A 22,241-nucleotide genomic window follows, 5' to 3' on the forward strand; every position below is an offset into this window, starting at 1 on the left:
CGCTTCTTCTATAATAAAGAAAGAAGTAAAAAGGAGCGATGAGGATGAAGCAATTTATTCGGTATTCTTGCGGCAACGTTGCTGGGCGTTGGGCTCTATAGCCTGGTCGTAAAAATCACGGGGCTTTTTCGGAGAAAAAAACCGGCAGGACTCTCTTCCGGTTATTATATTGATTGAACGGAGTGAAACGGAGGATAACATGAGCATATTACTTGATATGAAAAATGTTGAAAAGGTGTATGGGAGCCGCGGCAACATCACCAAAGCGCTTGACAACGTGAGCTTTACCGTTGAGAACGGTGAATTTTTGGGCATTATGGGCCCATCGGGAAGCGGGAAAACAACACTTCTCAATTGCATTTCCACCATCGATACGGTAACCACAGGGCACATCCTGATCGATGGGGTGGATATCACGACCTTAAAACCCGGTAAGCTTTCGGACTTCAGGCGGGAAAAATTGGGATTCATATTCCAGGATTTCAACCTGCTCGATACGCTTTCTGGTTATGAAAATATTGCGCTTGCCCTCACGATCTGTAACGTAGGATACCAGCAGATCAAGGAGCGTATCAAGGAGGTATCGTCAACGCTTGAAATCAGCGACGTACTTTACAAATACCCTTACGAGATGTCCGGCGGCCAAAAGCAGCGCGTAGCCGCTGCGCGGGCGATCATTACTAAGCCTTCCCTGATTTTGGCGGACGAGCCGACAGGCGCGCTGGACTCCAAATCGTCACGCATGATGCTTGAAAGCTTTGTGGAGATGAACCAAAAAATGAACGCCACTCTTTTGATGGTCACGCATGACGCTTTTGCGGCCAGTTATTGCAGCCGCATCCTTTTCCTTCGCGACGGAAAGATATTCATGGAGCTTGTCCGCGGTAACGAGACGCGCAAGGAATTCTTTGGCAAGATCATTGAAGTGGTATCCCTGCTGGGAGGTGACGTAGCCGATGCTGTGTAAACTGGCCTTTCGGAATGTACGGAAAAGTATCGGCGATTACACCGTTTATTTTGTCACGCTGATGTTTGCGGTCATGTTTTTTTATGCCTTTAATTCTGTAGACGCACAGCAAGCGGTCATGGAATTGAATGAAAACAAGGCGACTGCGGCGCAGATGATGGTGGAGAGCATCGGTATTTTTTCCACCTTTGTCGCGATCACGCTCGCGATCCTGATCCTCTACGCAAACAATTTCTTGATCAAGCGCAGGAACAAGGAATTGGGTATTTACCTGACGCTCGGTATGGGGAAGGGGCGCGTAGCGGCGATTTTCATGATAGAAACGCTCATCGTCGGCGTGATCGCCCTGGCGGTCGGCTTGTTGCTCGGTGTCTTGTTTTCGCAGGTCATGTCGGTCATAACGGCCAACATGTTTGAAGTGTCCCTAAAGCAATACCAATTTGTTTTTTCGCCGGCAGCGGCCAAGCAATCCGTCATTTATTTTGGCGTAATCTTCCTGTGCGTCATGGTGTTCAACGCCGTGCGGGTATCCAAACAGAAGGTTATCGCTTTGCTTCATTCGGATTCGGAAAATGAAAAGATCCTCGGCAGGAAGACAGGCGTTTCCGTCATATTGGCGGTCGCGGGCATCGTATTGATCGTGATCGCATATTACCTGATCATCAAAGGCATGCTGATCATGTACCTGCCCTTTGTAATGCTGTTCGGGATCCCGGGTACCTTCCTGTTATTTGCGGGCCTGGCAGGATTCTCTTATAAAATCGCGTCACATAACAAGAAACGCTACTTCAAGGGACTAAATCTATTTGTGACACGGCAGCTTACCAGCAAGATCAATTCTACCCATACTTCCATGGCGCTGGTATGTATTATGCTCTTTGTCACGATCACAACCCTCGGCGCGGGCTCCGGTGTTTCGGGTGCGGTCAACAAGGAAACCTCGCGCGAAATCAAGTTTGACGCAGAATATTATATGGAGCCGGCGACAGCGGAAGCTGCGGGCGGGGCACTGCAAGCGCTTCAAAATTACGGGATCCCGGTTGGCGAGTTCTATGCGCAGACCGCAGAGTATACGACCTATGAGAGCGACGTCGACATCATGAGCCAGTTTGGAAATTATTTTGATATCGCAGAAATGCATGAGCTGGCGGATGAGCGGGGTGTAACGATGCCTGCGCTTGCCGTCCCGGTTTCACAATTTAATAGCCTGCTGTCCCTGATCGGCGAAAAACAGATACAGCTATCCGGCAATGAACTGGGGGCGGTGCTGTATAACCAGTCCATGTTTGAAAACTTGCAGGAGTTTGTGCAGGCGGGCCGGACGATTACCTCAAACGGGAAGGAATACACGATTCCCGCAGGGCAGCTGCGGCTTGCCAATACCCGTATCCATGGCGCGGCATCCCTGCCACCGATTACGCTTGTTTATCCTGATGCGGACGTCGTCAACTTCAAGCCGGAACAGGTTGCAATCGATGCCAATTTTATCGATGGGCAGGAAAAAGAAACGATAAAACAGGCCATATGGGACAAGCATGACGAGCTGCAGGAACAAAATACGGAAAAACCGTACACCTATTTCACAACGAAGCTTGCCTTACAGGAGTCCAGTATCGGGCTGCGCGTGACAATCTCCTTCGTTGGCATATACTTAGGGATCACGTTCCTGGTGACCGCGGCTGTGATCCTCGCGCTGCAGCAGCTTTCGGCAGCCAATGATAATAAAAAACGCTACGCGACTTTAAGAAAGCTCGGTACGGAAGAAAAGATGATCAACAAGTCGCTCATGAAGCAGATCGCGATCTATTTTCTGATCCCGCTTGCGGTGGCTGCTGTCCACGCGGTATTCGGTATCAGGGGGCTCATGGGTATGATCAATATGATGTGGTACGAAAACGTCTATGCGGACGTGTTTGCTGGGCTGGCCATCATCGCCGTGATCTATGGCATATACTTCGCCATTACCTATTTCAGCAGCAAGAAGATCATCAAGGAGAATTAAGAAGTTTGTAAGAAATTGGATATCAAATATTCATAAGTGCCTATTATACTAATATTAAGCCACGAGAAGAGAGGAGTGATTGCTTTGAAACGAGTATTATATGCGGCAATGGTTTTTGTCAGCGCGTTTTTTCTGGTAAGCGCAGGCATGAAAGAAAATGAAGCGCTGGGGATCATTCCGAACTATTCGTCAAAATAGACACAAACATATATTGTCTCAAAAAGCGTTTTCAGTGGGAAAGCGCTTTTTTATTCACTCGCAAATAACGGTTACAAATGAGATACATATATGTTATAATAATTGCAACGTCAGTATAAGGAGTTGTCATTATGGCAAAAAACATATTAATTGTAGATGATGAACCCACTTTGGTCAAAGGACTCCGTTTTAATTTAGAGCAGCAGGAAGGCTATTCCATCGACGTAGCATATGATGGGGAAGAGGCCCTCGCAGTGTTTGATCCGCAAAAGCATGACCTGATACTGCTTGACCTGATGCTGCCCAAAATGGACGGGATGGAAGTTTGCCAGAAGATACGCAGTACTTCCGACGTTCCGATCATCATGCTGACAGCCAAAGGCGAAGATATGGACAAAATCATGGGGCTGGAATTCGGCGCCGACGACTATATGACAAAACCCTTCAATATGCTTGAGCTCAAAGCGCGTATCAAGACGATCCTCCGGCGCGCAGGCTCGCAGAAGCCGTCCGGGGACGCGCAGACGATACAGATCAAGGATATGAAGGTAAATCTCATCAACCGCAGTGTGGAGATCAAGGGAAAAGACATCAACTTAACGGCCAAAGAGTTTGACCTGCTCAACCTTTTCATTACCAACAAGGGCAAAGTATTTGACAGGAATACGCTTTTGGAAATGGTATGGAAGCACCAGGGGGATTTGCGTACCGTGGACGTACACATCAGGCGCCTGCGTGAAAAGATCGAGCAAAACCCTGCGAAACCTGAATATATCTTAACAAAATGGGGAGTTGGATATTATTTTACGAATAAGTAAATTAATGTATTCGATCCGCTGGCGTTTTGTGATCATTTACCTGATACTGGTCGGGATCATTTTCGGGTTGGTATCGGTTGCGGTCTCTTCCATGGTGGAAAACTACCTGGTAGACCAATATCTGAAAAGTGCACAAAAAAATGCCAACAGCACTGCGGTACAAATAGCACCTTATCTAAGCGATTCCGATGCCACCAGCATGTATAACATCGTGGTGAGCAACGGAAACGATATGGGCGGCCGCCTGTTGGTACTGAACGGCTCGGGGATCGTACAGACTGACAGTTTTTCGTCACTCAACGGAATCAAATTGAACGAACGTGAAGTCAACGACGTTCTATACGGCCAAAATTCATCCTCCTATGGGTTTCATCTGATCGATGACAGCGCAACGGGCGATAGTTTTTGGTCGGTTTATTATACCTCATCCATCATCCATAACGGCGACATCATTGGTGTCGTTTTGTATTCCTCCAGTATCAAAGACGTAGTAAGAGCGACCAGCGCGCTCCAATCGCAGACACTGATTATTTTTATATTGGCCTGCGGCGTCATTATCATCTCCAGCATGCTCTCTACCAACTGGATCACGAACCCCATCAACAAGCTGACGGAAGTCGCGGTCAAAATTTCAAGCGGCGACCTTTCGCAGCGCGCGAACATCAAAGGAAAGGGCGAGATTGCGGAGCTGGGACAGACGTTCGACATGATGTGCGATAAGATACAAAACGTCGATAAGCAGAGGAGTGAATTTGTGTCCGATGCTTCGCACGAATTAAAAACGCCGCTTGCATCCATGAAGATCCTGGTAGAATCGCTGCTTTACCAAGATAATGTACCGGAAGAGGTATACAAGGAATTTTTATCGGATATCAACGGGGAAATCGATCGTTTGAGCAGCCTGATCACCGACCTCTTGCTGCTTTCAAAAATGGACAGCGACATCATGACGATCAACCTGGAAACGGTAGACCTGTCCGCGCTGGTCAATAAATGCGTAGAGGCCCTGAGGCCCATCGCGCAAACGCGGAATATCACGCTCTCCACTAATTTAGAGGGCGGGCTTGATATCGAGTGCGATCCGCTCAAGCTGCGGCAGGCGCTCAATAACCTGGTCGAAAATGCCATTAAATATACGCAGGACAACGGGCATGTTCGGATCAACAGCAAACGCCACGGAACCGAGGTCGCCATCCAGATCGAAGACGATGGCATTGGCATGAGCGCGGAGCACCTGCAGCACATTTTTGAACGCTTTTACCGGGTGGACAAGGCTCGCTCGCGCGAAACGGGCGGTACCGGGCTGGGCCTGCATATCGTGCGCAGGATCGCGCTGATGCATGGCGGAAGAGTGGAAGTTGAGAGCGAAGAGGGAAGGGGATCCAAGTTTACGCTGATCCTGCCCATCATACAGGTACACGAAGAATAGGGATAAAAGTATGAAAATGAAATGGAAATCGGTCATTGGTATCGGGCTGGCGGTTCTTTTAGCCATAATGTTTACCGCCTGTGCACCAATAGAGGAAGAAGTAAGCGAATCGCCGAGCAATGCGGTACAAATCAACCCGCTCCCCGAAGCGATCAGCAAAGACAAGAGCAGCGCGCGCCTGTATTTTGGATTCATGGACCAGCCGCTGCTCGTGGGGGAATCCCATTCGTTTGATGTTCCCATCAATGAAAGCATTGAAAACTCGATCATCCGCGAGCTGATCAAGGGGCCGCTTTCCACGCGTAACGATTTGAAAGCCGTGATCAACCCCAAAACGTCGCTTGTAAGCGTCAGGTCGGAAGGGCAATTTTTGTTTGTCACGTTGAGCAGCGATTTTTTGAGTCCGGTAGACGAAAAGGAAAGTAGCGACCCCGCTTACGAAAAAACGCGCCGGATGCTCGCCGTGTATTCGATCGTCAACACGCTGATCGAGCAGGGGACATATTCACGCGTGCAGATACTGATCGATGATGACGGCATGGGTACCGGACGGCCGCTGACGCTGTCGGAAGCGGGGCTGGATGGCGAAGGGGCTGTCGAGGCGCTCGAACGCGACGGGGAGATCATTTTGAACGGCAGCAATACGATGCGCGAGATTATGCAGGCGATCGAAAGCAAAGAATGGGAAACACTTTACAATTATATCGCTTATAAAAACCTGTATGGGCAGGATAAACCGTCCCTCGACGATTTTAAGACGGAAGTGATCTCCAATAAGCTTACGGTCTCAGACCCGCTCATACGGGATGCAGTCCTCGGCAACGACGGCGTTTCTGAAATCGTTATGGTAGATTATGTCTTAAAGCTGCGCGATGAAGAGGCGAAAACCATGACGAATATACCGATCCGGCTGATCCAGGAAAACAGTATATGGAAAATTTCCTATACGGTATTCAAGAAAAATTTCCTGACCTGACAGAGGGGAAACATGAAAAAAGCGATGCTCGTCTTCCTTGCCGCGGCCCTGCTCCTGACAGGCTGTTCGATCGTCCAGGAAGATAGTCCCACACAAAACAATGAATACGAAACGACTTTGCTGATGCAGAACATAGACCTGGCCCCAAGGAGATTTATCAGCCCTGTTTTGTATTTCCTTGATGAGACGGGAAAGAAGTTTTCTGCGGAACCGCGCAACCTTGAGGTACCGCAAAACGAGCGTGCGGAAACGCAGATCATTGAAGCGCTGATCAGCGGGCCCGTGTCTGAATCGCTGCTGCCGGTCGCACAGGGCTTTCTCCTCGAGAAAGTGGAGCTGCTGCCGGATGTCATCAATGTCTATTTGAATTTGGAAGAAGGCGTCCATAAATCAGAAGACCAGATCATGACTGCCAAACTGGCGATCGCTTCTACCCTGTTTGATTTTTCAGGCGTTACCTATATCAATGTGTTTTTGGGCGGCAGCCAGACCGCGTACCAAAACCTTCCTTCCGGTACCCTGCAAAAATCCAAGAGCAGCTTGTCAGAGGATCTTGAAAAGTACAAAAGGGATGCCAGCGCGCAGACAGCGGTCATCAATGCGACCTTGTATTTCCTGGACATTTCAGAACAGTACCTGCTGCCTGAAGTCCGCAGCATCAGTTTTGACAGTATAGAGAAAGAGGACATGATCGCTACGATTGTACAAGAGGTTTTGAGCGGCCCGGAGGACACCTATAACCATGCGCCGGTGGTCGATAAGCTAGTCAAGGATGCCCGGCTCAATTCCGTGACGATCATGCAGGACGAGCAAGAACGCAATATTGTCCAGCTCGATTTTGATAAAATGCCTTTTGCACAGACGAAAGCTTACCAGGATGGAGAGCAGATCACAGCTGCGGCGCTGACGACGGCGATCACAGGATTCATACCCGATGTCGACGGGGTGCGGATTACGGTCAATGCGGCGGCCGATGCAGAGCTCCCGCCTGAGGGAACCATATACCAGGCAGATGATTTTTCATCATTGCTAGGGAACAGCATCGTGTTATACCTGCCTAACAGTACCTATACGCTTTTGAGCAGCGTAACGCGCCTGGTGGATCAAAAAAACGCCGGGTATCCCGAAGAATTGCTGCGCGAACTCATGAAGGGGCCTTCTGCGCAGGATAGCAGCGATGTACAGCCAGCCTTCATTTCGGGCATCACCATGGACGACGTCAACAGCGTTTACCTTGCGGGCGATCTCGCGGTTGTCGACTTCAAGTCCAGTATCAGCGCAAAGGCGGCCGAACTTTCGGCAAAAAATGAATTTATCATGATCTACTCGATCGTCAATACACTGACAAATATTAACAATGTAAAGCGTGTCCAATTCCTGGTCGACGGCGAACGCGTCGAATACTTAGCGGACGGCAACCAATTGTGCGTGATCGATCCCCTGATCAAAAATCCCGGGATCATACGCCTGACATAGGCATAACAGAAAGGATTGCGAAGGGATGAAACTGACGGTACTGGGAAAATACGGGCCATATCCGAAAGCGGGAGGCGCTACGACTTCTTATCTCGTGGAATGTTGCGGGAAAAAAATTCTTTTGGATGCGGGCAGCGGCAGCTTATCCCGTGTCCAGCAATATTGCAGCCTTGACGATCTGGACATGATTATCCTGACGCACCTTCATTCCGACCATTGTGCGGATATGTTCGTGCTGCGTTATGCGCCGCTTAAGCATCCGGTTCCTGTTTATCTTCCCGCAACGCCTGCATGGGAGCACGATACGCTGTGTGCATGTGAACGGTTCAAAGCCAGCAATATAACAGAAGGCCTGGAGCTTGCATTTCCTGCTTTAAAAGTCAGCATCTCCTTTTGTCAAACGCTGCACCCTGTTGAATGCTATGCGGTCAAATTCCGCGCAGAGGGAAAATCCTTTGTTTTTTCCGGGGATTCACGTTACAGCGACCATCTGGCCGGGTTCTGCCGGGATGCAGATGTCGTAATGCTGGACAGCGGTTTTCTCAATGAGGATCACCCCCAAAAAATATTGCCTCATATGACGGTTGGGGAAGCTGCACAGACCGCGAAAACGGCGCGGGCAGGAAAACTTTTTTTAACACATATCAACCCTACATACTGTGAACAGGATCTTCTGCGCGAGGCATGCGCGATTTTTCAGGACACGATCATTGTTCAGGAAAAAACGGAATATATCATCTGACGGAGTGTTCCATGAAACCAATTTTGAATCCGAGACCTGTTGTTTTCGTTGCCTTTTTCATGGTAGTTGGAATCCTGTTCTCTTATTATTTGGATATTCCGGCGCCCATTTTTTGGATTCTGCTGGCCGGCGGGGCCGGGTTCTTTCTCTGCGCTTTCTTTTTGAAAAACCGTCCTATGCTGGCCGCCCTGTATCTGGTGTTCTTTTCTATCGGCGGGCTTATTTTCCAAGTACAGTTTTCCACGGACTTTTCGCATATTACACCGGGGCAGGATTATACGATCGAAGGGTATGTCTCCGACCGTTCCTCTATGTCATCTGCCTATCATTCCTATACGCTCGACAATGTTTCCCTGACGGCAAGAGATGGCCGAAAGGAAAACTTCAGCAAAAAAGTCCTTTTGTATTCGCGCGAAGTCCTGGATTATGGCGATACCGTGACTTTTGAAAGTAAAGTGAGTCCCCCCGGGGCAACGAGAAATCCCGGCGGCATGGATGAAGAAATGTATCTTGCCAGCAGGGGAGCGGGATTCAGCTGCTTTTCAGAGGAAGTAAGATCCGTATCCCATTCGCCCGGCTGGTACTATTATCCCTTGAAGTTACGGGAGACCCTTGCAGAAAAAATCGACCAAATTTTTTCACCGGAAATGGCGCCCGTCGCAAAAGCCATGTTCCTCGGCGTCAAAAATGACCTTACGGAGGAAATGCGCGATACATTTTCAAAAACGGGGATTGCGCACATCCTTGCCGTGTCCGGCCTGCATGTCGCGATCATTGCTTTCGCATTTAATTGGCTGTGCCGCAAATTGCGTATCCGCCGCAATGTCCGTTTCAGTATCAATATCGCAGTATTGTTATTTTATGCCTTGCTGACAGGTTTTGCCCCTTCCATTATCCGCGCTGTCCTGATGATGCTCTTTTTGATCATCGGCCAATGGATGTTTAAAAAAAGGGATACGCTGACCTTCCTTGCAGCGGCAATGGTCATTACCTTGTTTTTCAACGCGCCCCAGCTTTTTACGGCAGGTTTCTTGATGTCATATGGCGTCCTTTTCGGATTGCTTTGCCTGGGGCCGCCGCTTACACGTTTACTGCAAAAGATCAAGATGGACAAGGCAAGGCTGGCAATGCCGCTTGCAACCTCCGTCAGCGCGACGGCGTCTGTTTTCCCGCTGTCCGCCTACTATTTCAATAATATCGCGCTCGCGGCGCCGGTTGCCAACCTGTTCGCGATCCCACTCGCCGGAATCATCGTAGCATTTACGGGCATTGGCTCCGTCCTGGCGCTTTTTGCGCTGCCAGCCGGGCACGCTTTTGCATTTCCGGCAGAGCTCTGCCTGCAGGCCCTTACATGGCTTAACGGGATGCTCGCCAGTACCGCCTTCGGCTACATTGAAATATACCGCTTTCCGATCTGGATAGGGGCCGTCGTTTTCATCATCATCTTTTTCTGTTCAGACTATGTCCTGTTACGCAATAAAGTGAAAATGGCGGTTGCCGGGCTTCTGGCCGCACTGATCATGTGCTTTGGTATCAGCTCGGCTATCGCGCACTCAAGCAGCCTGAAGGTTGTTGCTTTGGATGTGGGCACCGGGGACGCCATCCATATTTCCGTGCAGGGCAAAGAATACCTGATCGACAATGGCGGCAACCCGCAATACTCGCAAATCAATGATTATGCAAAGAAGAACCGCCTCGTTTTCGACGGTGTGGTTATCACGAACGACCGGACAAAAAACCTGAAAGAGCTGGTACAGGCAAAGAGGGTAAACAGGCTTTATGTCCCCCTAAATTATGTGCCGAAAGACTACGACGCAAATTTGGAAATGAAATATTACGCACTGTATGATAAAATAGAATTAGCAGGCGATGTCTATCTGGACGTGGTCGGGGACGACCAGAAGCATCTTTCCCTGGTTTTGTATCAGGATGGCCGGCCTATTTGCCTGTTGATGCAAAATAAAACCGGTGACCTTCTGTATCAGGAGCATGTCCCTATTGTAAAATTGCCCAACGGCGGTGAAAAAGACGCTGCCAACAGTCGATTGCTCAAAGCATGGTCTCCGGATTATGCCGTGATCTCTGTAAAAGAAGGCAACAGCAAAGGCCTGCCGGATCGCGGGCTTTTGGATTTACTCGATGAAATGCATATCGACACGCTGGCCACGCCACAGACAGGCGCAGTGACGTTTACAGTCGACCGGGAAGGCCGGATCAGCGTCACTACGGAAAAGAAATAACGGAAGAGGAAATATATGACGCCAAATGAAGCACTCAAGCAACTGAAAAACGGTCAGGTAAAGAACTTTATTATTTTGAGCGGGGAAGACCACTATTTGAAGCAGCATATGCTTTCTGCGGTTCAGGGAGCCTTGCATATCGATATGCCCGAGCTCAATTTGTCTGTCTTTGAAGACAGGCCCGACCCCAAAACCGTGCTCTGTGCCATGGAGACCCTGCCGTTTATGAGCGAAAAGCGGATCACCGTGATCAAGGGTACGGATATCCTGTCTGCGCAAGCAGCGGGGGATTTGAGCGCCGCTTATATGCAAAGCAATATGCCCGCCAGCAATTTTCTCGTAATCCTCACGCAGGGAAATGCGGATAAGCGCAAGGCCTTTGTAAAATTTGTAATCAAACAGGGGATGTTCGTCGAATGTAATACCATGCAGGACCAGGACATCTGTGCTTTCGTCAAAAACCGCGCCAAACAAAAGGGATTGATGGTCTCCTCTAAAAACGCGCAGGTCATCAACGAGATTGGCGGCGGCGATTTGAGTACGATCGCCAACGAAGTAGATAAGCTCTCCTGTATTTGCAAGGGAGAGATTTCTACGGCGGATATCGAAAAGTATGCCGTCAAATCCATGCAGTACAATGTTTATAAGATACACGACCTGATGATGGGGGGCCATCCGCAGCAAGCGTCGGCACTGATCTCCAAAATGCTGGAGGAAGACAGCAACCCCATTGGATTCATTACGCTTCTTTCCAATAATTTCAGGCAAATGCTGGTGGCGCGTGCATGCCGGGATGCAAAATTTCCGGATCGCAAAACGATATCCCATATCGTCGAAGCGACCGGCGCAAGGGAGTTTGCCGCACGGCGTGCGCTCGAACATTGTAAGCCCTTTACAGCCAAAAAACTCCGGGACGCCATCAATAAATTTGCGCAGATGGATTTTGATGCCAAGCAGGGCGTAGTCAGCCTAAAGACCGATCTGTTCGCCTTGTTGGTTGATATTTACAGCACATAAAAAACCGATGGGTGAGATCGGTTTTTAAAAGTTCATATTCAAATGGGGTATCAAAATTATTCAGCCTGGCTGTTTAATTTTTTTGCCAATTGTGCTTTTACGCGATTTGCTTTGTTCTTATGGATCGTACCTTTTAAGGCAGCCTTGTCAACTGCGCTTACAGCATTTGTATAAAGCTCCTTGGCATTTGCATCAGAAGCGACTACTGCAGCGTCAAACTTTTTCAGGTCTGTCTTAAGAGCGGATTTGATCATTTTGTTACGCAGCGTTTTTGTTGCGATAACCTTTACGCGTTTTTTAGCAGATTTGATATTAGGCAATTCATTCACCCCCATATTTCTAAATTCAACAAGTGATATATTATCATATTCATGCGCTCTTTGCAAGTAGTTTTTATACTTTTAGCGCATCTTTACTATATTTACACATTGTACTATAATAAATAGCAGGCAAAATGAATTGAAAACAGTTTTTAGGATGAGATTATGATTAAAAATGAACAACCGATTGGCGTATATGATTCCGGCGTGGGCGGTTTGAGCGTACTGTGTGAAGCAAGGAAGCGCCTTCCCCATGAAAACTTCATTTATTACGGTGACAGTGAAAACGCCCCTTACGGCACCAAAACAGAAGACGAGATCAAAGAGCTGTCGCTCGCGTGCGGCGAATTCCTCTTCAGGAAAGGCGTAAAAATGATTGTGATCGCCTGTAACACGGCGACCAGTATCGTCGTTCAAACGATGCGTGAACGCTATAATATCCCCATTATCAGCATCGAACCGGCCGTAAAGCCTGCGCTTGAGGGGAGCAGGAACGGTAAAATCATTGTGTTGGCAACACCGGCAACGCTGCATCAAAAACGCTACCAGTCGCTGCTTGAAAGGCTGGGCGCGCAGGATGCCACGATCAATGTGGAATGCGCGAGCCTTGCCAACCTGATCGAAAAAGGGGATCTGGACGATCCGCATATCAAAGCTTACATCCATGATAAGCTGGTCGCTTACCGCGGACAGCAGATCGAGGGTATTGTCATCGGATGTACGCATTACTCTTTTGTCGCAGACAAAATCAGGGATATCGCTTCCAAAATTTTTCCGTCGTTTGGGGACATCTACGACGGCCGTTATGGGACTGCCAGACATATTGCACGCGTGCTCGCGAATGAAAACCTGTTGCATGGGTGCAATGCAGGGGGCCGCGTTGAACTCTTTACCTCCGGAAAGGACGATTCTTTGGCGGTATACCGCCATTTCTTATCGCTGCTTTAATATATTTCAAAAAAGTAACAAAAATAGCTGGTATTTTCAAGGCGTACGGTGTACTATATATAGTGTTCTGGAATTATTCCAATACTAAATATATTGCACGGAGGTCTTTTTTCAATGTTTAGCAAAAATGCGGTTACTGTTCTTGAGAGGCGTTATTTAAAGAAGGATCAGGATGGTAAGCCTATCGAAACGCCGGATGATTTATTGCATCGCGTAGCACAGGCCATTGCGGCGGGGGATCGGGAGTTTGATCCCGATGCCGATGTCAAAGCGTCGGAAGATGTGTTTTATGATATGATGGCAGGGCTTCGCTTCATGCCGAATTCCCCGACCCTGATGAACGCAGGCAGGGAGCTGGGGCAGCTTTCCGCATGTTTTGTACTGCCGGTTGCAGATAGCATGGAAGATATTTTTGACGCGGTGAAAAATGCAGCGCTGATCCATAAAAGCGGCGGCGGCACGGGTTTTTCCTTTGCGCGCCTGCGCGGGGCTGGGGCTTCCGTCAATTCAACAGGCGGCGTTGCCAGCGGCCCAGTCAGTTTTATGAAGGTTTTCAACGCTGCTACGGAAGCCGTGAAGCAGGGAGGTACGCGCCGCGGCGCCAATATGGGGATCTTGCGCATCGACCACCCGGATATCATGGACTTTATCCAGTGCAAGAAAGACACTACGGAGATCACCAATTTCAATATCAGCGTCGGGATCACGGAAGAATTTATGAAAGCCGTAAACGAAAAACGCGAATATTCGCTCGTAGACCCGCACACCAAGCAGGAAGTTAAAAAGCTCTATGCGCCCGACGTTTATGCGCTGATCGTTAAAATGGCCTGGACAAACGGCGAGCCGGGCATTGTTTTCTTAGACCGCATCAATCGCGACAATCCGGTTCCGCAGTTAGGGGAGGTGGAAAGTACGAACCCCTGTGGGGAACAGCCGTTGCTGCCGTATGAAAGCTGCAACTTAGGGTCTATCAACTTAAATGCGCTCATGGTAAAGCGCGGCGGCGAATATGAGATCGATTACGACCTTTTCAGGCAAACGATCAGGGACGCGGTGCACTTTCTTGACAATGTCATCACCGTCAATAACTATCCCCTCGACGAGATCCGCGATATGACGCTGTCCACGCGCAAAATCGGCCTCGGGCTGATGGGCTTTGCGGATATCCTGTACAAGCTGAAAATACCGTATCATTCAAGCAGGGCGATCGAGCTTGCCGAGCATATCATGAAATTCCTGCGAGACAATGCGCGCGAGATGTCTTTGGAGCTTGCAAAGCAGAGGGGGACATTCCCGGCGTACGACGGAAGCATCTTCAAGGGGGAGGGACTGTTGCAGCGCAACGCTACGGTAACGACGATCGCGCCTACCGGTACGATCTCCATCATTTGTAATTCCTCTTCGGGAATCGAACCCGTGTTCGGGCTTTCCTATATCCGCAACGTCATGGATAATGACGAGCTATTGGAGGTGCATCCCTACTTTGAAGAAGTCATGAAACAGCGGGGGCTGTATTCCAAGGAGCTGATGTCCAAAATCGCCTCCGAAGGCACGATTGCCCATATGGAGGAAATCCCGCAGGATATCCGCGATATCTTTGTGACCGCGCACGATATCGATCCGGAAGCACATGTACGCATGCAGGCCGCTTTCCAGAAATATACCGATAACGCGGTTTCCAAGACCGTCAATTTCCCGCGCGAAGCAACGCAGGAGGATGTCCGCAAGGTGTACGACCTTGCCTATAAGCTTGGTTTAAAAGGTGTGACGATCTACCGCGACGGCTCACGGGACGCCCAGGTGCTGAACATTGGCAAAGTGAATAAGAAAGAAGACGATACCGCTTCCGCAGCCGCTTGCGAGGCGGTTGGCAGCGCAGTCGCACCGCGCGACCGCCCGGAGGTCACGCAGGGGATCACGCAAAAAGTCAAGATCGGCTGCGGAAACCTGTATATCACCGTCAATTATGATGAAAACGGCATTTGCGAAGTATTCACTAACCTCGGACGCGCTGGCGGCTGCCCCTCACAGTCCGAAGCGACAAGCCGCCTGATTTCCACCGCGCTGCGCTCGGGGATGGACGTGGAATCCATCGTAGAACAGTTACGCGGTATCCGCTGCCATTCGACCCTCAGAAAGGGCGGCGATGTGAAAGTCCTTTCCTGTCCGGATGCCATCGGCAGGGTTTTGCAGACAGTGGCCAAGATGCAAAATACCAAGATCGCACCCCTGATGCAAGCGGATGGAGAACAGCCGGATGATACGAAATGTCCGGAATGTGGCAAACCGCTTGATTTTGAAGGCGGTTGCAACATATGCCGTTCCTGCGGGTATTCAAAGTGCGGCTAAGGCAATAAAAGAGCAGGGCAGGCATTGTCCTGCCCTTTTTCTATGGATTTTATGCCCGTTTTGCATTATAATCTTAAATATGGAACAAGAGCAGAATTTAGCAGAATATGTAAAAAGCAACGGTATGAAATATCATATCATCACATACGGATGCCAGATGAACGAGCATGAATCCGAAAAGATCGCAGGAATACTGGAGTCGCTCGGCTTTGAAGCAAGCAAATCGAAAGAGCAGGCGGATTTTATCCTGTTCAACACCTGTTGTGTGCGGGAAAACGCCGAGCATAAAACATTCGGCAACGTAGGCGCCTTAAAAAAGCTGAAAGATGAAAACAGCAGCCTGATGGTCGCTGTATGCGGCTGTATGATGCAGCAACAGTCCGTCGCGCAAAAGCTTGCCGAGACTTTCCCTTTTGTCGATCTCATCTTTGGCACACACAATATCCATACGCTTGCGGATATGATCGGCGACTGTATTTTAAACAAACAGCGTGTGGTCTCCATCCAGGAGGGCGATCTTTCCATACATGAAGACGTTCCGGTCACACGGCATTCCTGGCCGCTCGCGTCCGTCAATATCATGTATGGCTGCAATAATTTTTGCACCTACTGTATCGTACCCTATGTGCGCGGCCGTGAAAAATCGCGCAGCGCCAAAGAAATCGTGCAGGAAATACAGGGGCTAAAAGAATACCGGGAGATCATGCTTTTAGGACAAAATGTGAATTCGTACAACGGGGGAGGCGTGGACTTTGCAGGACTGCTGGAGACGATTTGTGCGCAAACCGATGTACCGCGTATCCGCTTTATGACCTCCCATCCCAAAGACCTCTCTGACCGGCTGATCGATGTGATCGCGTCTCAGCCGCGTATCTGCCGCCATATCCACTTGCCTGTACAGTCGGGCAGCAGCAATATCCTTGCGGCGATGAACCGCGGATATACGCGAGAGCAATACCTTGAACTTGTCCGGAAAATCCGTAAACGGATACCGGATATCGCGCTCACGACGGATATCATTGTTGGCTTCCCGGGTGAAACGGATGCGGATTTTGCAGATACGATGTCCTTGCTGCAAGAGGTCAAATATGATTCCGCTTTTACGTTCGTTTATTCCAGGCGCAACGGTACAAAAGCCGCTGAAATGGAAAACGAGGTAGGAAAAGCCGTTCAAAAGGAGCGGATCATGAAGCTGGTTGCATTGCAGAATACGATTACCGAGCAAAAGAATAAATGCTATGAAGGGAAGACGGTGCGCGTGCTGGCAGAAGGCATCAGCACACGTGACCAAGGCCATGTTTGCGGCCGTACCGGCAGCGGTAAAATGGTGAATTTTGCCGGCAACAAGGACATGATCGGCAAATTCTTTGATGTAGAAATAACGGAAGGAAAAAAGACCACACTATTTGGGCGCATTACGCAGGAGCAGGGATAAATTTATGGCGCAGCTGACACCTATGATGCAGCAATATCTGGATTTGAAGGAAGAGTATAAGGATTGTATCCTTATGTTCCGTTTGGGCGACTTTTACGAGATGTTTTTTGACGATGCCGTGTTGGTATCAAAGGAACTGGAACTGACCCTCACAGGGCGCGACTGCGGCCTTGAAGAGCGCGCGCCCATGTGCGGCGTACCCCATCACGCGGTGGATACATACATTGCAAGGCTGGTATCAAACGGCCACAAGGTGGCGATTTGCGATCAGCTGGAGGACCCGCGCGCCGCGAAGGGGATCGTCAAACGCGGGATCACGCGCGTCGTCACGCCCGGCACGGTCGTGGAAACTTCCATGCTGCAGGAAAAAGAGAACAGTTATATTTTGAGTGTGTTTTTTGGCGAACATGCAATCGGCATCGGGTATTGCGACGTATCGACAGGCGAGTTTTGCATTGCGCAGCCGGAAGACGAGACCGCGCTGCTCAACGAAATGACGCGCCTCAATCCGCAGGAGGTCATCGTTTCCGATTCCCACGCGGGAAAACTTCTAAAGCTTACGGAAAAATCGCGCTTTAAAAATGCTTTCATCAACCCTTATTTTGATTGGGCTTATGAAGCGCCTACCGCGCAGAAAACATTGCAGGCACATTTTAAGGTGAAATCATTAAGCGGATTTGGCTGCGAAGGCATGGATGACGCCGTATGTTCTGCGGGTGCGTTGATGCAATACTTAAAGGATACGCAGAAAAATACGTTGCTGCACATCACGCATATCAAAGCACTGAAAGAAACGGCCTATATGGTTCTCGATCCCAATACGAGGCGCAACCTCGAATTGACGCAAACCCTGATGGAGGGTTCCAAAAAAGGCTCGCTGCTGTGGCTGCTGGATCAGACAAAAACCGCCATGGGCGGGCGCTTGCTCAAAAAATTTATTTTGCAGCCGCTCAAAAAAATCGATGAGATCGACGCGCGCCTTGACGCAGTAGCTGAAATCAAACAAAACCTGTACCTGCGTAATTCGCTTTCCGATTATTTAAGCGGTATATACGACCTGGAGCGCATCATCACACGTATTTCCTACGGGACAATCGACGCGAAGGACTGTTTGTCGTTAAAAAGCTCAATTGCCGCATTGCCATACCTAAAAGGAATACTGGAGGAAGCTGCAAGCCCGCTGCTCACGGATATATACGAAAACCTAGACGACCTCGCCGACCTGCACCAGCTCCTGGAACAGGCTATCAATGAGGACGCTCCCAATGGGATTATGGACGGCAATATCATAAAGCGCGGCTACCATGCGGAAATCGACGCTCTTATCGACGCTTCTGTCAATGGGAAAAACTGGCTGGTGGAGCTGGAAGCCAAGGAGCGCGAGGAAACGGGTATCAAGACCCTCAAGGTACGCTACAACAGGGTGTTCGGTTATTATATCGAGGTAACCAAATCCTATTTGCCACAGGTGCCGTACCGCTATTTGCGCAAGCAGACCCTTGCGAACTGCGAGCGCTACATCACGGAAGAACTCAAAGAGATGGAAGACACGATATTGGGCGCGGAAGAAAAGCGGAATGCGCTCGAATACCAGGTGTTTCTGGAGATTCGCGACAAACTTGCGCAAAATGTTTCGCGCATGCAGGGCTGTGCACAGCGGATCGCCCTGCTTGATGTGTTGCAATCCATGGCCGCAGTTGCATACGACAACAACTATGTGCGGCCGCGAATGAGCAATGACGGAACGCTCAACATCAAAAATGGGCGGCATCCCGTTGTCGAAAGTATTTTGCAGCAGGGTTTTGTGCCCAACGACGCGCAGCTTGACCATGGACAACAAAATATGCTGCTCATCACCGGCCCGAACATGGCGGGAAAGAGCACCTACATGCGGCAGGTCGGCCTCATTGTCCTGATGGCGCACATGGGCAGCTTTGTCCCTGCGGATGAAGCGCAGATATGCCTTGTCGACCGGGTATTCACACGCGTAGGCGCGTCGGACGATCTGGCGTCCGGCCAGAGCACTTTCATGGTGGAAATGAATGAACTGGCTAATATCCTGAACAATGCAACACAAAACAGCCTGTTGATCCTGGATGAGATCGGACGCGGCACCAGTACGACAGACGGGCTTTCGATCGCCTGGGCAAGTGTGGAATATATCCTGCAAAAGCTGCATGCCAAAACGCTGTTTGCGACGCATTACCACGAACTGGTCGAGCTGGAAAACATGTTCTCCGGCATCAAAAACTATTCCGTAGCGGTAAAGGAGCTGGGAAACGATATCGTTTTCCTGCACAAGATCATTGAAGGCGGCACTGACCGCAGCTTTGGCATCGAGGTGGCAAAGCTTGCCGGACTGCCGCAGCAGGTGATCACGCGTGCGAATGTTTTTTTGAACCAACTGCAAAATTACGAAATGTCCATCACGGGCGACAGCCCTGCGGACACGGGGAAAGCCGCCCCCCAGGAAGCAACGATGCCAAAGGCAGTATCCCGCTTAAAGGGGATGAATGTCGATACACTGACGCCCATCGAGGCGCTTAATTTGGTGTATACCATAAAGAAAGAGCTTGATAATGAATAACAGGATTCATGTACTGGAGGAAAACGTATATGCGCGGATCGCGGCAGGGGAGGTCGTCGTCAACCCCGCTGCCGTCGTCAAGGAACTGATGGAAAATTCCATCGACGCGGACGCGACTGCCATCACCGTAGAGATCGAAGACGGCGGGAAAACGATGATCCGCGTGACGGACAATGGCGTTGGAATGGTGAGCGAGGATGTCCCTCTCGCCGTACAAAAGCATGCTACCAGTAAGATCAGCAGTGTAGGGGATCTTAGCAGCATCGGCACGCTCGGGTTCCGTGGGGAGGCGCTTTCCAGCATGGCGGCTGTGGCACGCCTGGGCATCGAGACACGCGCTGCCAAAAGCGAGAGCGGCACCATCCTCAACGTAAGCGGGGAAAGCGCGCCGGAGATTCATGCCGCCGGGCTTCCGGAAGGTACGACCGTGCGCGTGGAAAATTTGTTTTATAATATTCCCGCACGCCAGAAATTCCTTAAAAACACAGCGCGTGAAACGACGAACGTCACTTCTGTCGTGACAAAACTTATTTTTTCCAGGCCGGATATTTCCATCAAATATATCAGCAACGGGAAGGCTGTCTATCACAGCCCCGGCAACGGCGAGCTGATGGATGCACTCATCACCGTGTATGGGAAAGAGATCGCCCACAAGGTGCGCGCAATAGGGTATCAAGCGGAAGACATCACGATCAGCGGTTATATTTCAAATCCTGCTTTCCTTTATAAGAGCACGCACCACATTTGTATGTTTGTAAACGGCCGCCTGATCCGTTCAAAAGACTTACAATCTGCCATCATGCGTGGATATGGGGAACGTTTGCTGCGCGGACACTATCCGTTTGCCGTCCTGCACATCCACATTCCGTTTTCCAAAGCGGACGTCAATGTGCATCCCAATAAACTGCAGGTCATGCTATACGAGGAGTTAAAAACGCTGGAAGCGATGGAACACGCCATCAAAGGTGCACTGAATGAATCCACGCCGCCCGTTCTGGAAAACGTAGGTTCAACCATGCCCAATGCGGGAATAAAAAGCGCGTATGATGAGCCGGCTGAAAAGCAGGAATACCCGTCATTTCGCCCTGCGAAAAAATTATACCAGAAACCCGCTGGTGGGGCTGCGCAGGCAACGGATCACGTCATGCCTTTGAAATATGAAAAATCCGAGGCATTTGATAAGCTCATCGAGGAAGTAAAAACGTTCCATGAGGAATCAGAGTCACAGCAGCTGGAGATCGAGGATGTCCGCAAGTTGTGTGATTACCGCATCATCGGCCAGGCATGGAATGCTTTTCTGATCGTAGAAAGCGGCCAGAATCTTTATTTGATCGACCAGCACGCCGCCCATGAGCGCATCAATTTCGAGCGTATGAAAAAGGAATCTTCGAGCGGGGCGATCGCTTCGCAGCCTTTGATGATGCCGCATGTCGTGAACCTTTCCTCAGAAGACCACGCGCTTGTTTTGCAAAACGAAGATTTGCTCCGGGGCATGGGCTTTGATTTTGAAGAATTCGGGGCTATGACGCTCAAATTCAATGCATTCCCTGCGCAGGTGAACCGCAGCGGCGCCGATCAGCTGATCGAAGATATCTTGTATGAACTGCGCAACTCACAAAAGGATATCCTTTTGCTGCGCGAGCAAATCATCCGCGCCTCCTGCCGTTACAGCATCAAGGCCGGCTACCAGCTTTCGGATGAGCAGATTGCAGAGCTGATGACAGAAATTACAGAGCTAGACTCCATCCCGCATTGCCCGCACGGACGTCCCATTGCTGTCGTACTCACCAAAAACGACCTGCAAAAAGGTTTCAAGAGGATCGTATGAAACAGGATGTTTATATGATACTTGGGCCTACCGCTTCCGGTAAAACAGCCGTAGGCATAGAGCTTGCAAAACAAATAAACGGCGAGGTCATATCTGCCGATTCCATGCAGATATACCGCGGGATGGATATCGGTACGGCAAAGCCGTCCATACAGGAGCGGCAGGGGATACCGCATCACCTGATTGATGTGGCAGAGCCCGGCGAGATGTATTCTGTCGCCATGTTCCAAAAAGCCGCAACAGCTTGCATCGAAGATATATTGAGGCGCGGCAAGGCGCCCGTTGTCGTTGGGGGAACAGGCCTTTACATAAACGCGCTGACCTATGAGCTTGACTTTACTGAAACATCGCACGACACCGCGTTCCGCGAACAATTGATGCAACTGGAAGCGGCGCAGCTCCACCAGATGCTGTTTAAGCAGGATGCAGAGGCCGCAGGGCGCATCCACCCCAATGACAAAAAAAGGATCGTCCGTCGGTTGGAGATACTGAAAAACGAAGGTAATTCCCCAAATTACCAGTTCCGCGAGCCAAATGAGGCCTATCATTTTATCATGGCAGGCCTGACGACGGATCGCGCCGTGCTATATGAAAGGATCAACGGGCGTGTCGACCATATGATGGAACAAGGGCTGTTAGGCGAGGTCAAAGCGCTGGCGCAGAAATATACCACAGCGCCTACTTCCATGCAGGCGATCGGCTATAAGGAGCTGATCCGCTATTTACAGGGCGAGATACCGCTTGAGCGCGCGGTCTATGAAATCAAGCGTAATTCGCGCCATTACGCCAAACGCCAGTGGGTATGGTTCAAGCGCGACGAGCGAATCGTCTGGTATGATACCGCAGAATATGGTAACGATGCCCTGTCGATCGCACAGGCGATTATACGGCAGGGGCAGTAAATTTTAT

16 protein-coding genes are annotated in these 22,241 nt (G+C 49.9%); 15 read left to right on the plus strand and 1 reads right to left on the minus strand.

Annotated features, from left to right (window positions below):
• Nucleotides 1-199 precede the first annotated feature (199 nt).
• The 9 genes from BN6471_RS09185 (at nucleotide 200) to holA (ending at nucleotide 11,865) form a co-directional block, all read left to right on the plus strand.
• Entirely contained in the window at nucleotides 200-967 is a 768-nt protein-coding gene (locus BN6471_RS09185; RefSeq protein ID WP_066648045.1) for an ABC transporter ATP-binding protein, read from the plus strand.
• The gene (locus BN6471_RS09190; RefSeq protein WP_066648047.1) at nucleotides 957-2,969 is read left to right on the plus strand and encodes an FtsX-like permease family protein; all 2,013 of its coding nucleotides are present in this window, start codon (nucleotides 957-959) and stop codon (nucleotides 2,967-2,969) included. The genes BN6471_RS09185 and BN6471_RS09190 overlap by 11 nt, the downstream gene beginning before the upstream one ends.
• 329 nt (nucleotides 2,970-3,298) lie before the next feature.
• The gene (locus tag BN6471_RS09195; protein WP_066648051.1) at nucleotides 3,299-3,985 is read left to right on the plus strand and encodes a response regulator transcription factor; all 687 of its coding nucleotides are present in this window, start codon (nucleotides 3,299-3,301) and stop codon (nucleotides 3,983-3,985) included.
• Between the two features lie 28 nt (nucleotides 3,986-4,013).
• Entirely contained in the window at nucleotides 4,014-5,414 is a 1,401-nt protein-coding gene (locus BN6471_RS09200; protein WP_162270198.1) for a sensor histidine kinase, read from the plus strand.
• 10 nt (nucleotides 5,415-5,424) lie between these two features.
• The gene (locus BN6471_RS09205) at nucleotides 5,425-6,390 is read left to right on the plus strand and encodes a GerMN domain-containing protein (protein WP_066648057.1); all 966 of its coding nucleotides are present in this window, start codon (nucleotides 5,425-5,427) and stop codon (nucleotides 6,388-6,390) included.
• Nucleotides 6,391-6,402: 12 nt separating this feature from the next.
• Nucleotides 6,403-7,866, plus strand: coding sequence for a GerMN domain-containing protein (locus BN6471_RS09210; RefSeq protein ID WP_066648059.1), 1,464 nt, complete (start codon nucleotides 6,403-6,405; stop codon nucleotides 7,864-7,866).
• Between the two features lie 25 nt (nucleotides 7,867-7,891).
• Complete coding sequence (locus tag BN6471_RS09215; protein WP_066648062.1) at nucleotides 7,892-8,608, plus strand: MBL fold metallo-hydrolase; 717 nt, start codon at nucleotides 7,892-7,894, stop codon at nucleotides 8,606-8,608.
• An 11-nt stretch (nucleotides 8,609-8,619) separates the two neighbouring features.
• Complete coding sequence (locus tag BN6471_RS09220) at nucleotides 8,620-10,848, plus strand: ComEC/Rec2 family competence protein (RefSeq protein WP_066648064.1); 2,229 nt, start codon at nucleotides 8,620-8,622, stop codon at nucleotides 10,846-10,848.
• 15 nt (nucleotides 10,849-10,863) lie between these two features.
• Nucleotides 10,864-11,865 carry a DNA polymerase III subunit delta gene (gene holA / locus BN6471_RS09225; RefSeq protein ID WP_066648067.1) on the plus strand — a complete coding sequence of 334 codons (1,002 nt, stop codon included), beginning with the start codon at nucleotides 10,864-10,866 and terminating at the stop codon, nucleotides 11,863-11,865.
• 56 nt (nucleotides 11,866-11,921) lie between these two features.
• Here the strand turns inward: holA and rpsT are convergent, their stop codons facing one another.
• Complete coding sequence (gene rpsT, locus BN6471_RS09230; protein ID WP_066648070.1) at nucleotides 11,922-12,185, minus strand: 30S ribosomal protein S20; 264 nt, start codon at nucleotides 12,183-12,185, stop codon at nucleotides 11,922-11,924.
• Between the two features lie 165 nt (nucleotides 12,186-12,350).
• Between rpsT and murI the strand changes: the two genes are divergently transcribed.
• From murI to miaA, 6 genes are all read left to right on the plus strand, one after another.
• Nucleotides 12,351-13,133, plus strand: a complete 783-nt coding sequence (murI, locus tag BN6471_RS09235; RefSeq protein WP_066648074.1) for a glutamate racemase — start codon at nucleotides 12,351-12,353, stop codon at nucleotides 13,131-13,133.
• Nucleotides 13,134-13,247: 114 nt separating this feature from the next.
• Complete coding sequence (locus BN6471_RS09240; protein WP_066648077.1) at nucleotides 13,248-15,482, plus strand: vitamin B12-dependent ribonucleotide reductase; 2,235 nt, start codon at nucleotides 13,248-13,250, stop codon at nucleotides 15,480-15,482.
• A gap of 124 nt (nucleotides 15,483-15,606) precedes the next feature.
• Entirely contained in the window at nucleotides 15,607-16,917 is a 1,311-nt protein-coding gene (gene miaB / locus BN6471_RS09245; protein ID WP_147554010.1) for a tRNA (N6-isopentenyl adenosine(37)-C2)-methylthiotransferase MiaB, read from the plus strand.
• 4 nt (nucleotides 16,918-16,921) lie between these two features.
• Nucleotides 16,922-19,504 (plus strand): DNA mismatch repair protein MutS, encoded by a 2,583-nt coding sequence (gene mutS, locus BN6471_RS09250; protein ID WP_066648083.1) that lies wholly within the window; start codon nucleotides 16,922-16,924, stop codon nucleotides 19,502-19,504.
• Nucleotides 19,497-21,332: a DNA mismatch repair endonuclease MutL gene (mutL, locus tag BN6471_RS09255; RefSeq protein WP_066648085.1), complete on the plus strand. Its 1,836-nt coding sequence runs from the start codon at nucleotides 19,497-19,499 to the stop codon at nucleotides 21,330-21,332. Before mutS ends, mutL begins: the two co-directional genes overlap by 8 nt.
• Nucleotides 21,329-22,234 carry a tRNA (adenosine(37)-N6)-dimethylallyltransferase MiaA gene (miaA, locus tag BN6471_RS09260; protein WP_066648088.1) on the plus strand — a complete coding sequence of 302 codons (906 nt, stop codon included), beginning with the start codon at nucleotides 21,329-21,331 and terminating at the stop codon, nucleotides 22,232-22,234. The genes mutL and miaA overlap by 4 nt, the downstream gene beginning before the upstream one ends.
• Nucleotides 22,235-22,241 lie beyond the last annotated feature (7 nt).

Source organism: Christensenella timonensis, assembly GCF_900087015.1.
In the GTDB taxonomy this organism is placed as follows: Bacteria; Bacillota; Clostridia; order Christensenellales; family Christensenellaceae; genus Christensenella; species Christensenella timonensis.